13 protein-coding genes are annotated in these 13,352 nt (G+C 37.0%); 6 read left to right on the top strand and 7 right to left on the bottom strand.

All coding sequences use genetic code 11. From position 1 onward, the window contains the following. Positions 1 to 149 precede the first annotated feature (149 nt). From JOD18_RS06325 to JOD18_RS06350, 6 genes are all read left to right on the top strand, one after another. Positions 150 to 1,727, top strand: coding sequence for an extracellular solute-binding protein (locus JOD18_RS06325; protein ID WP_204668106.1), 1,578 nt, complete (start codon positions 150 to 152; stop codon positions 1,725 to 1,727). A gap of 96 nt (positions 1,728 to 1,823) precedes the next feature. After that, positions 1,824 to 2,768, top strand: a complete 945-nt coding sequence (locus tag JOD18_RS06330; protein WP_239587975.1) for an ABC transporter permease — start codon at positions 1,824 to 1,826, stop codon at positions 2,766 to 2,768. 38 nt (positions 2,769 to 2,806) lie between these two features. Further along, on the top strand, positions 2,807 to 3,700 hold the full coding sequence (locus JOD18_RS06335; protein WP_204668107.1) for a carbohydrate ABC transporter permease: 894 nt from the start codon (positions 2,807 to 2,809) through the stop codon (positions 3,698 to 3,700). Positions 3,701 to 3,760: 60 nt separating this feature from the next. After that, entirely contained in the window at positions 3,761 to 4,714 is a 954-nt protein-coding gene (locus JOD18_RS06340; RefSeq protein WP_420827785.1) for a glycoside hydrolase family 43 protein, read from the top strand. A 251-nt stretch (positions 4,715 to 4,965) separates the two neighbouring features. Continuing rightward, positions 4,966 to 6,057 carry a glycosyltransferase gene (locus JOD18_RS06345; RefSeq protein WP_204668109.1) on the top strand — a complete coding sequence of 364 codons (1,092 nt, stop codon included), beginning with the start codon at positions 4,966 to 4,968 and terminating at the stop codon, positions 6,055 to 6,057. A 208-nt stretch (positions 6,058 to 6,265) separates the two neighbouring features. Next, positions 6,266 to 7,330, top strand: a complete 1,065-nt coding sequence (locus tag JOD18_RS06350; protein ID WP_204668110.1) for a polysaccharide pyruvyl transferase family protein — start codon at positions 6,266 to 6,268, stop codon at positions 7,328 to 7,330. A 317-nt stretch (positions 7,331 to 7,647) separates the two neighbouring features. Here JOD18_RS06350 and JOD18_RS06355 read toward each other — a convergent pair whose 3' ends face one another. The 7 genes from JOD18_RS06355 to JOD18_RS06385 all read right to left on the bottom strand — a co-directional run bounded on the left by JOD18_RS06355 (position 7,648) and on the right by JOD18_RS06385 (position 13,287). Then, entirely contained in the window at positions 7,648 to 8,538 is an 891-nt protein-coding gene (locus JOD18_RS06355) for a glycosyltransferase family protein (protein WP_204668111.1), read from the bottom strand. A 194-nt stretch (positions 8,539 to 8,732) separates the two neighbouring features. After that, positions 8,733 to 9,671 (bottom strand): glycosyltransferase family protein, encoded by a 939-nt coding sequence (locus JOD18_RS06360; RefSeq protein WP_204668112.1) that lies wholly within the window; start codon positions 9,669 to 9,671, stop codon positions 8,733 to 8,735. An 18-nt stretch (positions 9,672 to 9,689) separates the two neighbouring features. After that, positions 9,690 to 10,751: a polysaccharide pyruvyl transferase family protein gene (locus JOD18_RS06365; protein WP_204668113.1), complete on the bottom strand. Its 1,062-nt coding sequence runs from the start codon at positions 10,749 to 10,751 to the stop codon at positions 9,690 to 9,692. A 17-nt stretch (positions 10,752 to 10,768) separates the two neighbouring features. Further along, positions 10,769 to 11,788, bottom strand: coding sequence for a glycosyltransferase family 2 protein (locus JOD18_RS06370; RefSeq protein ID WP_239587966.1), 1,020 nt, complete (start codon positions 11,786 to 11,788; stop codon positions 10,769 to 10,771). Continuing rightward, positions 11,766 to 12,278, bottom strand: coding sequence for a hypothetical protein (locus tag JOD18_RS06375; RefSeq protein WP_204668114.1), 513 nt, complete (start codon positions 12,276 to 12,278; stop codon positions 11,766 to 11,768). Before JOD18_RS06375 ends, JOD18_RS06370 begins: the two co-directional genes overlap by 23 nt. 26 nt (positions 12,279 to 12,304) lie before the next feature. Beyond that, entirely contained in the window at positions 12,305 to 12,715 is a 411-nt protein-coding gene (locus tag JOD18_RS06380) for an alpha-helical endospore appendage domain-containing protein (protein WP_239587967.1), read from the bottom strand. 269 nt (positions 12,716 to 12,984) lie between these two features. Next, a complete protein-coding gene (locus JOD18_RS06385; protein WP_204668115.1) occupies positions 12,985 to 13,287 on the bottom strand; it encodes an alpha-helical endospore appendage domain-containing protein in 303 nt (100 codons plus the stop codon). Positions 13,288 to 13,352 lie beyond the last annotated feature (65 nt).

Here is a 13,352-nt window from a genome sequence, read left to right on the forward strand (position 1 = left end):
AAAATTAATAAAAAATCAAGTACAGCAATGGGTGGCAGGTTTACCTAACTATATCAAGGGTTACTTGTCTATTTCAGTGTGCGAAAGTTGAGTTACTTAGTAATGGAAGATTATTAATCTAAAAAGGAAATTTTTATGGAGGATAAAAAATGAAAAAATTTACTGGTATTATCTTTGTTTTTATTTTGGGCATGTTAGTTATGACTGGCTGTTCAGAGAAAACTACTGAAGAACAAGTGAATGAGAGTACACCTGAAATCCTTAATGAAGAAGGATTTCCAATTGTTGATGAAGAAATCAGTTTAAAGTTTTTTGCGAGACGTTCACCACAGAACGGACCTTATGAGAATATGTTGGTTTTTCAGGAATATGAAAATATGACAAATATCAAGATTGAATGGGATGATGTGCCACAGGATAATTTTGATGAAAGAAAAAGCTTGGAGTTAGCTTCAGGTAAATTGCCGGATGTTTTCTATAAGGCAAGTCTTTCGCAATTACAGGCTGTTGAATATGGTTCATCTGGGATATTTATACCTTTGGAAGATTTAATTGAAAAATATGCACCAAATTTAACCGCACTTTTTGAAAAGTATCCAGAAATAAAATCTTCCATTACTGCTCCAGATGGTCACATCTATGCTCTTCCTGCGATTGTGGAACTGGAAGCTGCTAGAACTGAAAAGTTTTGGGTTAACAAGGACTGGCTGGAAACACTTGGATTAGAAGAGCCAACTACTGTTGATGAGCTGGTCGAAGTTCTTACCGCATTTAAGAATGAAGATCCAAATGGTAATGGTGAACAGGATGAGATTCCATTGACAGAAAGGGACTTATATTCGTTAATTAATACCTTTGGCGGCTCTTGGGGTTTATTACATCAAATGGGTAATACGATCAACATTGAAAATGGTGAAGTGAAATTTTGGAAAACTAGTGAAAGATATAAGGAATTACTACAGTTTTTAAATAAACTTTACAGTGAAGGATTATTAGATCGGGAAGTTCTTACACATAACCAAGCTGATTATATGGGGAAAGTATCTACTGGCAGAATTGGAATGTCCCACGTCCAAGGAGATGATTTAAACGACCAAGCTAAGGATTGGGAGTATATTGGGATTTCACCAATAATAGGTCCCCATGGAGATCAAATGCAGCCTTCCAGCCCAATTGCAAGAGACTTCGGTACATTTGCAATTACCTCTAGCAACCAGCATCCTGCAGCAACGATAAGGTGGTTGGATTACTTCTTTAGTGAAGAAGGCTCGATTATGTTTAGATATGGAATCGAAGGTGAAACCTTCTATTATGATGAAGACGGTCTCCCTGAATATAGTGATGAAATTTATTCTGACCCGCGTGGTTATGGTGTAGCTATCGGTGATTTTACTCCATATCCAGGTGGCGGCTCGCCTCAATACATTACAGAATACAATGCTTCTGGAATTAATCCGCCAGCCGTCCAGGAAGCTCAGAAAAAACTTGATGGATATTTGCCTGAGGTTGTTTATGGCCCTCCATTGTTTGATGTGGATACAGCTGAGGAAGTGGATCAGATCCGTCAAGACATGGATGCCTATTATAACGAGAGCACTGCCCAATTTATTAATGGCGATATGAGTTTCGATAAGTGGGATGATTATGTGTCTACCATTGAAAATATGGGACTCTCGCGATTAACTGAAATTTACCAAGAAGCTTACGATACTCAATATAAAAATTGATTCTTTTATTAGGCACATTTTAATGTGTGCCTAATGCTTCCCTTTTAATGATGAACTAGAGAGGGCGTGTGACAAATGAGTAAAATGAAAACAGAAATGGATATAGCTAATTACAATGTTAAGCCTGCTTCGAAAGCAAAAAAGGCCTGGGTGAACATTGCTAAGCGTTATGACTTATATTTAATGCTTCTGTTCCCTTTGACTTGGTATATCATTTTTCAATATCTTCCCATGTATGGTTTACAAATTGCTTTCAAAGATTTTAATCCTGCTTTTGGTTTTCTAGGCAGTGAATGGGTGGGGTTCGAGCATTTTGAAAGATTTTTTGACTCGTATTACTTCGGCAGAATTATTTGGAATACGATATCAATTAGTTTATTTTCTTTAATTTTTGCCTTCCCTATACCAATTATGCTTGCCTTGTTAGTTAATGAGATTAGTCGAAATAAGTTAAAGAAGCTAGTTCAAAATGTTACATATGTCCCACACTTCATTTCGGTAGTTGTTATTGTAGGAATGTTAAATTTGTTTCTCGATCCTAACGGAGGATTTGTAAATACTATTCTTAATTCTTTAGGTTTTGAATCGATTGCATTTATGGAAAGACCAGAATGGTTTAAAACAGTATTTATTGGATCAGGTGTTTGGCAAAGTGCAGGCTGGCAATCCATTATTTATATTGCCGCTTTAAGTGGTATTGATCCACAATTGTATGAGGCAGCAAAAATTGATGGTGCAAGCAGATTGCAAAGAATTTTGCATGTTTCTTTACCCGGAATATTACCGGTTATTATTATCTTGCTCATTTTAGAAGTAGGTAATTTTATGAATGTAGGGTTCGAAAAAATTTTGTTAATGCAAAATAGTTTGAATATGGGCTCTAGTGATGTTATTCAAACCTTCGTGTATAGAAGTGGAATTCTCAATGGTAATTACAGTTATAGTGCAGCGATCGGTTTATTTAACGCAATTATTAATTTTACACTGTTAATCCTGATTAATTATATAGCTAAGAAAAAGGCAGAAACTAGTCTTTGGTAAGAATATTTAATCGTATTTGACAGAAAGGAGAGGGTGAGATGAGAGAACGGTCTCGAAAATTTTCCAGTGATAAGTGGTTTGATATAGCAGTTGTTATGCTATCTGCCTTTATTTTAATCATTGTGCTTTATCCGTTAATTTTCGTTGTCAGTGCTTCCTTTAGTAATCCGGAAAAAGTGATGAACGGTGAAATGTGGCTTTTTCCAGTTGACTTTACACTAGATGCTTATACGGAGATTCTGAAAAATGGGAGTGTGTGGAATGGCTATAAAAATACACTTATCTATACAATTGGCGGTACGTTTATCAATATTATTTTAACAACATTAGCAGCATATCCACTCTCAAGACGTGATTTACCGGGTAGAAACCTATTTATGTTCATCATTACCTTTACAATGTTCTTTAATGGAGGATTAATTCCAACCTTTTTAATTGTACAAGGACTGGGTTTGGTGGATACTATTTGGGCTATGATGATTCCTAATGCCATTGCTACCTATAATTTAATTGTGATGAGGACCTATTTCCAATCCAGTATCCCTTGGGAAATTCAAGAATCTGCCATGATGGATGGTTGTAACAACATTCACATGCTATGGAAGATCATTTTACCATTATCAAAACCAATATTGGCTGTAATGATTTTATTTTATGCAGTAGGTCATTGGAATGCATTTTTTAATGCGTTAATCTATTTAAGAGATGATGCGCTTTATCCTTTACAACTTGTCTTAAGAGAAATCCTGCTTGTTACACAAGCTAGTGCAACAGAAGGTCTAGATAGTTTTGGCTTAGGAGACAAATTACTATTGGGTGAAAGTATAAAATATGCATTAATTATTGTCGCTAGTTTGCCAGTGTTAATTATGTATCCGTTTGTTCAAAAGCATTTTGTAAAAGGGGTTATGATCGGTTCGATTAAAGGGTGAGAACGTTAAGAGATCAATAAGCTTCTTAATTTTGAAAACATTTATTTAAAGGAGTGTAAAATTGTGACAGAGAAAACATTTCGGAATCCACTTTTAACTCATCTTGGAGCTGACCCGTGGGTATGGAAGAATAAAGATGTCTATTATTTTATGGTAACAAGAAGAACACGAATTCAATTATGGAAATCAAACACTTTAAGTGGAATTGCGCAAGGAGAGAATAAAACGATTTGGACTGCACCTGAAACAGGAATCAATAGTGCAAATATATGGGCACCAGAGATTCATAAAATAAATGATATTTGGTATATATATTTTACTGCTAATGATGGGGAGGGTGGAGACCAATCCAGGAAAGTATTTGTTCTCGAGAATAATTCTGATCCTTTTGATGGAGAGTGGGTAGAGAAGGGATTTGTTAATACAGAGCACCCTGGTTTAGATGGCACCGTTTTCGAACATCAAAGCAAACTTTATTTTGTTTATGCTGGATATGGGCATTTTCCGGATTATGGGTCAGCATTATATATTTCTGAGATGGAAAATCCATGGACATTGAAAGGACCAAATGTATTGATAACTAAACCTGAATATGACTGGGAGAAACAAGGTGGAATGGCTATTAATGAAGGTCCTGTCATGTTAAAGCGTAATAATAAATTATTTATGGTGTATTCTGCTAGTGCAACATGGTCTGATGATTATTGTCTAGGCATGTTAACGGCCTCTGCTGATGCTGATATTTTAAATGCAGACGCATGGTTAAAATCTACCCAGCCTGTTTTTAAGAAGAGTGTTGCAAATAAAGTATTTGCCCCGGGTCATAATGGTTTTACTCAGTCTCCTGATGGAACAGAAGACTGGATTGTTTACCATGCCATTTCAGAATCAGATGGTGGTGCTCAAAAACGAAGTACTCGTATGCAGAAATTTACTTGGAAGTCAGATGGTTCTCCAGATTTTGGTGTACCCTTACCAACTGAAATGCCAATTGCTGTGCCATCTGGAGAGTAGTATTAAATATTTGTATCACATAATGGTCAGATCGTAACTGCTGCTTTATTGGGTGTAGCTATTGTAAAGCCCGTAGATCCACAGAATAGGGAATGCAGAGAGTAAATAAGTTGGAGCACACCACCATTCGTATAGGAAATATATCCGTTTTGTATCCAAAAATAAATCTTACCTATTTTCAGCAGCCAAGGTTTCATAATTGCCGTGATCATCATATATTACTATATCTTTATCATTGGTGGTGTACATGTATGGTTGAGGTTAGTTTGTGTATGATTGTAAAAAACGAAGAAGAGGTATTGCGGCAATGTTTAGAGAGTGTGGCACATCTTTGTGATGAGGTCATTATTGTGGATACGGGATCTACAGACCGGACGAAGGAAATCGCTGCGGATTTTACAGATCAGATATTTGATTTTGAATGGGTAGATGACTTTTCTGCAGCCAGGAATTTTGCTTTTAGTCAAGCAAATGGCGACTATATTTTTTGGCTTGATGCTGATGATATATTAGCGGAAGAAGATCAACGGAAATGTAAGCAGCTCCTTGCAGGCTTAGATGAATCAGTGGATGCTGTGTCGATGCTCTACCATATTGCCTTTGACGAATATGATCATCCGACATTCAGTTATCGCAGGAATAGACTTGTCAAACGTTCAAGGAATTTTCAATGGATTGGACCTGTTCACGAATATTTAGAAGTAAACGGAAATATTATCGCCTCGGATGTAGCGATTAGACACCGCAAATCAGATAAATCAACAGAATCGGTACCGAAAGATCGCAACCTGAAAATATATCAAAAGCGCTTAGAACGAGGGGAGAAATTCACCCCGCGTGATTTGTTTTATTATGCCAATGAACTAAAGGATCATCGTCAATTCCAAAAGGCTGCTATTTATTACAGGGAATTCCTTGCTACCAAAAAAGGCTGGGTAGAAGATGAGATTCGCGCTTGTATAAATATGGCTGCTTGTTATCGAAGTCTAGGTAACCAGGAAAAAGAAATCGAATCTCTGGTTATGTCTATTATTTATGATGTTCCTCGGCCGGAAGTCTCTTGTCGAATAGGAGATCTATATAAAGAGAAGAACATGTTTGAGAAAGCAATTATCTGGTATCGATTAGCAATAGAGATAGACATTAGTGACAGCCAAGGTTTCTACCAGCAGAGCTATGCCACTTGGTATCCTCATTTACAGTTATGTGTTTGCTATTGGCACACTGGGGATCATGACCGGGCTGTGGAACATAATAATAAGGCAAAGCACTATCGACCCAACGATACTCAGGTACAATATAATGAGAAGTTTTTCAAAGAATATGCCAAGAATAAGCAATAAGTTTAGGCCCTTTTCTCACTGATAGAAAAGGGTCTGTTTACACTATAGGGAAGCATAAAAGTTTATGGATTATAGTCTAAGTAAAACCTAGCTTTCGCCATAAATACTAGGTGATAAGCCGTGTTTTTCTAATCGTGAAGTTCTTTCTACAGCCTATCCAAAAAGGTAGGCTGGCTGTATTTTAGTATCCAATAAAGGTGTGAATGTGATGAGAAAGGTTTTGTATATTGGCTGGATTGGCTATCGTAACTTAGGAGATGATCTCCTATGGCATGCCTTTCGCGAGTTGCATGCAAGATATCTGTCATCTGATCAAATTACTGTTGTACCATCTTTTCCAGCTGTCAATATCCGTCAGCTAGAACCGTATGATACGGTTGTCTTGGGTGGTGGCTCCCTTATTGCGCCAAGCTATATTGCGGTTTTGTACAAGGCGATGAAGATGGGAAAGAAGATTTTGATATGGGGGAGCGGTATCGATCGAATACCTGAAACACAACTTTATCATTTGCAAAATAATGAAAAGGTAAGCACTATCCTGCGTTTCCAAGGAGAAGAAAGAGATAAGCTGAGAGAAGTGTTTCAAGGTGCGGTCTTTGCAGGTGTTAGAGGGCCGTATACTAAGAGAGTGATTGAGATATTAACGGGGGAACAGGAGATTTCAGTGATTGGTGATCCCGGCTTGCTGTTAGAAGTAGAAAAGAATTCACCGAATCGTCAACAAACGATTGGGATTAACTGGGGAACGACCAATAATCAATTATATGGCGGTAATGAAAAAATGCTGGAAGATCAGATTGTATCTGTTGCTCAACAGTTAATAGAGGACGGTTATGATATGTTTATTTATGCGGTATGGGATCAAGATTTTGCAGCCTGCCAGCGTTTAGTGACGAAGATTGACCGCGAGAAATCTGTTGTATTTGAGAGGAAACTGTATAGCGAACAAGAATTAATGACCAAACTGTCAGAGTGTCAGCTAACGATTAATTTTAAACTCCATCCAAATGTGTTGTCGTTTGCTGCTGGCACGCCGGCCATTGCTTTAGGTTATCGCTTTAAAGTCTTTGATTTGTATGCTTCATTAGCTTTAGCAGAATTGGTTCTTACTACGAACAGTAAAGATCTTGACCAGCAGATAATCGAATTAGTTTCTGTAACGAATAATAACAGAGAACAGATTATGTCGGTTTACCGAGCTAAACAGGATTTGTACCGACCGAAGATAGAATCACCATTTGTCGATTCAACTTTCTATATGAATAGAAAGTAAAACTTGTTTCGAAAGTCATGCAGAAGGTATGTTCTCGGTTCATTCATGTGAATTCTAAGCTTTATCGCAGTGTAACTGGCTGTAAGACTCCCCCTTCAAAAAAAGGGAACGCGTCATTTCTAAGTGGGAGATTCAACAGCCAGTAACAGCCCGATTGGTTCAACTAACGTTCAGTGGGAATGGAAAAGTCCTCCACTGAACGAAGTTTCATTGTATAAGAATGAACCAAATAATAGGAGAACAGAGGATAAAAAAACATAGGTTTGTTGGTCTAGTTACTTATTTTTAAAAAAAGGCGACCTATCAAAGTCGCCTAATTACTGCTTAATCTTCTCTAATTCATCGATGATGTTCAACAGTTCTTGTGCCCGATTTTCATAGGTGTGGTGAACTAAGGCATGGCGATACCCAGCAGAAGCAATTGTCTGCGCTTCTTCTAAATGATTTAAATAATAGTCTGCTTTTTCTATTAAATCATCGTGATCATGGAAAAGGACAAGATGTTTGCCATCGGTAAAGATCTCTTCCATTTTTGGTACATAATCAGTAAGAACAAGGGAGCCGCAGCCTATCCCTTCAAAAAGCCGCATATTAAGGCTCTTAATATGATCAGCCGTCTGATTGAGCACGATTTTGCTGTCCCGGTAAGACGCAGCTAGTTCGTCTAAGAAAATACGTTTATGAAAAGACAAATGATAGATAGCTTGGAATCGTTCTTTTAATAACTGAATGGCCTTTTTGCGGTTTTGATAATAAACTGAATCTAATGTACCTACAGAAGAGATATCTGTAGGCCGGTCAAGTAAAGGTTTATTACTATTAAATATTTCTTTTGCCATAGCAAATGGAAAGAAGCGAACCGGTACAGAAAAATGTTTGGCTAAATGTAAGGAATGAGCCATAAGAATTAGATCTGGCTGATATTTTTTTGCTAACTGCGTATTAGTGACCAAGCGATTTTCCCCATGGTGAACCCAAAAAATTTTTGGTATGGTAACCTGATCGATGTTTTGCACATGTATTGGTGGTCTGGCAGGGCTTTCTACAAATAGAACAGCTCTATAACTAGTGAGGTCGATTTTATCAAAATCAATGTTTTGCTCATATACGTCTACCGTTAATCCATTTGCTCGCAGTCCATCTTCTAGATATCGACCTGGCGTGAAATCGGTTTTGCCATAGCACATAAGAATTTTATGCTTTTCCACTTTGTCGATACATTCCTTTCTGAATAAAGTAAGACTTCCACCATTAGGAGGGCTATATCCTTAATGGTGGTCGGTATAACTTATCAGGGTGTCTGTGTCCGTCTCAGTTGCTTGAGGTGACGGGGGAGCACCATGATAAAATAGTAGTCTTCTTAGTGTATGTTCTGCTTGACAAAGTGAATGTTTATCTGTCTTTAGGTGGCCGAATTGTCTGTTAAAATGGTTTCGATCTCCTTTAGGAAATCCAGTGCACGCTGTTTGGTGGAGTGATGTTTTTGAGATAATTGCATGCCATTTTTGGCAATGGTTTGCCTTTCTTCTTCATGCTCCAGATAATAATAGGCCTTTTCCTCAAAATTCTGTTCATCGATTGATACAAAATGGACACCAGGAACAAAACCTAAATCACCTAATTCTTTTGAATAAGGGGCTAATAGTAATGTATTACAGGCAGTGATTTCAAAGTATTTCATTAATGGATACTTGAAAACAGAGTCACAAGTGAGACTTATTTTGGCACGATTTAATTCTCTTGCATAACGTGCTCCCACGTAAACATTCTTTTCCTGTTTTTGTATTTGGCGATAACCAGGATGAGGAAGATAAGTAAATTCCGGCCGTTTTGCCAGCTGATTCTGCATCAGTACCCTTAATGGATAGTAGTCTTCCAATAAAGAACCTGTCATCAATAAATCGATGTCTTTATTAAGTTGGTAATCATAATAAATATCAGTGTGTGCATGGTGCGGCAGCCAGTGCATTTGTGCGGAGAATTCAGGGTACCACTGCAGAAACTTATCGCGATAATAAGTAAAAATATGTTGGACTGCTTCTTTTTCAAGCATTGCCTTGCGATATGATTTTTGATAATGAAGATCATGAAGACCTACTGCACAGGGGATGATAATGTCCTTTAAACCGTTGATAGCAGGCGAGCCATTTTCGAAATAATCATTAATATAAATAAAATCCGGCTGCTCATCCAGACTTGCTACAATCTCATGAATGTCACCAGATTTATGTGATACATAGAGATCAGTCAGTTTACTCAGCTCTTGCACAAAATAATAGGAAGCAGGAACCGTATATTGACTATCATTTCGAGTTACAAACAATATCTTTAATTTACTCATTGTCACGCTTCCTTATCCTTAAAGATAAAGTCCCTGTTCAAAGGGGATTATCAGTTTCTTTTGGTACATCTGTTGATATTGCTGCATTGTATCTGCGATGTTTTGTTTGTTGGTAATAATTTGCTGTTCAAGTGAGAGAATCTTTTCAGAGAGTTGAACATCGTCTGTTGCGATCACCATATCACTTAAATCAATGGAAGCCGCAAAGTCAAAGATTTTAAAGCGATAGCCTAGTGCGATAAAAGGGGTCTGTGCAGCCAGTGATAAATAATTGGCATGTAATTTAAAGTTAATCGTGAAAGCAAAGCGGTCCATTAAAGCCATTAATTCATCTTGATGGTATACCTTTTCATCAAGGATGACAGCTTGTTGATCGGTTAATTTTTGACACAGGCGTTTGGTAACTTCTAAATCTGCTTGCCATACTAAATAAAAATAAATCTTATATCCTTTGGCAATCAACTGATTTAAGGCAGAGGCCAACCGATTCTCCAATGTGATTTCATCATGGCCATAGATATTCTGATAAGAAGTTCCCCAATTTACACCAATCATTTTTTCCGTCTTCTCGTTGACAGATGTTTGATCTAATAGGAAAGCTGGGTCACCGCTTATTTCAATAGAGCCGTTCATTCCACAGTGCTGTAATAGTTGTTGGGTGAGAGGACCTCTTACACCAGTCCAAACACTTTCCTTAAAAACAGTCTGCGCTTTTTGTTTGATGTCTGGAGAGACCTGCCAAGAGATAAGGGAATCAAGGGCTATATATGATTTTGGTACCCAGTCAATGCCAGATCCCCAAATCATTATTTTTTTATTTAATTGTAAGGATTTATATAATGTTTCGATAATATAGGGTTGCATGATTTGGTCAGGTCCACTGATAATAGAGCCACCGCCAAGAACAATTAAATCATAAACATGTAAAGGGGCATTATCCAGATAACGTTTTTCATTATTCACAAGGTCAAGTTTATAGTCTTCTCCCAGTCGAGAGAATTGTTGTTTGAATAAGTCAAACATAAGTTCATCACCTAGATTATGATAACCTATCCAACCAATATATAATACATTTTTCAAGTGCGAACCTCCTGACATTATTTATCTTCGATTTTAAGTTTATTTAAGCAAGCCTTTTTATATTCAAGGGCCTTATCACTTCCTACTCCTTTTAAGATTAGATAATGAGGATGATGATCCCCTAATTCCAAGCATCTATTAAAGCAGTCTAAAGCTTCGGAATAATCCCCTTGTTCAAATAATAAACAACCTTTATAAAAATGCAGATCAACATAGTCAGGATATAATTGAATGGCTTTTTCAATGCCGATTAATGCCTGATCTAAGCTGTTTGTTCGCAGTAAGATGTCATATTTTAATTTGTACAGAAGAGCTGGCGGTTTTTTTAATGCCAATAAAAATTGTAACAACGATTGGTTGATAAACTCAAAGGCTTTTTGATAGTCCTGCTCACGATAAAATTCACTGGCTAAATGATATTCAATCCATGGACTATGATTCGGCTTGTTGTAATCCTTCATCAATAATCGTTTATTGCGATCTGCTTTCTTTTTTTGTTTGTTTACCTCGGTAATATAACCAAAATGATAGATTGGTATGTCCAGATATTCTACGGTAACTGGATTGGGAATATCTAATGTTTCATGGATTCGATGGATAAATTGAATATGTTGATGATTGCGAAAGAGTCGAGGCTGATGGTATAAGTATGCTTGATTGTGAGAATCTTCTAAAGTGTCACTAATATAATTGATAATAGGCAAGGAGAGCACAGCAGCATCTGTTTGCTGCAAAGTTTGCCGTAGTTCTTCTATTTTATGATAATCTATTTGCTCATCCGCATCGAGCCATAGAATCCAGTCACCGGTCGCTTGTTGCAGGCCGGTATTTCTAGCATTTGCGAAATGGTCATCCCAATCATAATGAAAGATCCGTGCCTGGAAATTTTTGCTGATCTTGATGGTTTGATCGGTGGAACCAGTATCAACAATTATAATCTCATCAATTAATGGATGAACACTTTCCAAACATTGTTGTAAAAATGTTTCTTCATTTTTAACAATCATACATAAACTAATAGTAGGAGACTGTGTCATGTGCTTGGCTCTCCTTATTCCAAAATTCCCCTGATAACCCCTCAGCAACCCATGGCAGGCAGTGGGGAGATTGATTAATCACAGGAATGATTGGATAATAGCTTAGCAATTGTCTTAGAATAATCAGGCATTGGTGTTTTGTCTGATCTGATTGAAAGGAATAGCGCAAGAGACTTGTCTTTGTATTTAACAACTGGAATCCCAGCTTTTCTGCATTAGTATCTGTTATAACGGAGGTTTCATCAGTTGCTTCAAAGATAGGTTCTAATAGCTTTTTTCTTAATAAAATATGGTAATGCAGTTTTTCGAGTATGACTAAGGAAATTAGCAGTTGTCTCTCGATCTGCTGTTTTTCTTTTGCTGTAATAGAACATTTTGTTAATTTTAGCAAATAACATGATAGAAAATGTAAGAAGGCTTGCATATATGCTAGATATTCAGTTTCACTCTTTATGAAGTCCTGTTTGATAGTTGAGTCATGTTTGCACACCTTACATTCCCCCTTTAAATGGATATTTATTTGTCACGATGGTGTTCATGATCTTTATGCTTATGAACGTTCCCTTCAGGCCGGAGTTGATCATGAAAATTGTGGCAACCTGCTTTTTTAGGTTTAGGTTTTGGCTTCTCACAGGTGCATTCACAATGGTCATCCAGATCAGCTACATCTTCTAACTTGAATTGAAGAAGCATTTGCGATTTGACAATAGTACGAAGTGTTTGATTGACACTGTGATTTATTTTTAAGTAATCATCTAGACAATGGTCTTGTTGTTTTAAGAAGGATTGCAGTTTTTCTCCCTCTGCATTCAAAATATGAGATAATCCAATCTCCTCAAGGGCGATAGATGATAATAATAAGTCGATTGTTTCACAGCGGGTTAATGATACGGTTGGTGTAATATTAGGAATGTTTGGCATGGACATGTTTCTTCCTCCTAGCTTTATCACAGTGTTATCGTCTGTAGAATTCATCTAATGATTCGCTATTACTATTTAGCACGGAATCAACGGACGATAATCCTTCTGTTAAATCGCATTGCTCATCCATAGTCTCCCACAAATGAAAGCCTCACTTGATCAAAACATTGCTTTATCTTTTGATTAAGGAAAAGTAGGCTTTTGTCTGCATTTAATTCATCATACTCAAATTACGTGTATTTAGTGAACGGTTTTGGTGAAAACTTTTAAGAATACTAGTCAATGATTTCAATAACGTTTTTAAGTTTAGTTTGCAGTAGTAATTCTTTCTTCAGGATAACTTCAAGAGTGGATTGAACACTATCGTTAATAGTTAATAGATCATCTAAATTAGGGTTGGTCATATCTGATGAGTCTGTTAAAGTACCTAAGACATACTGAATTTTTTCCCCTTCTGCATTAATGATATGTGCTAAGCCTAATTCTTCTAAGGCGATCGATGCTAGCAATAAATTAATCACGTCATTTCTGTCAATTGCAATCTCAGGTGTAATATTAGGGATATTTGCTTGTGACAAGTGAATTTCCTCATTTCTTCATAGATTTGTTATTACGGTACTATTGTATGTAAGGGTTAGGCGGG

Source organism: Gracilibacillus alcaliphilus, assembly GCF_016909015.1.
Classification (GTDB): domain Bacteria; phylum Bacillota; class Bacilli; order Bacillales; family Amphibacillaceae; genus Gracilibacillus; species Gracilibacillus alcaliphilus.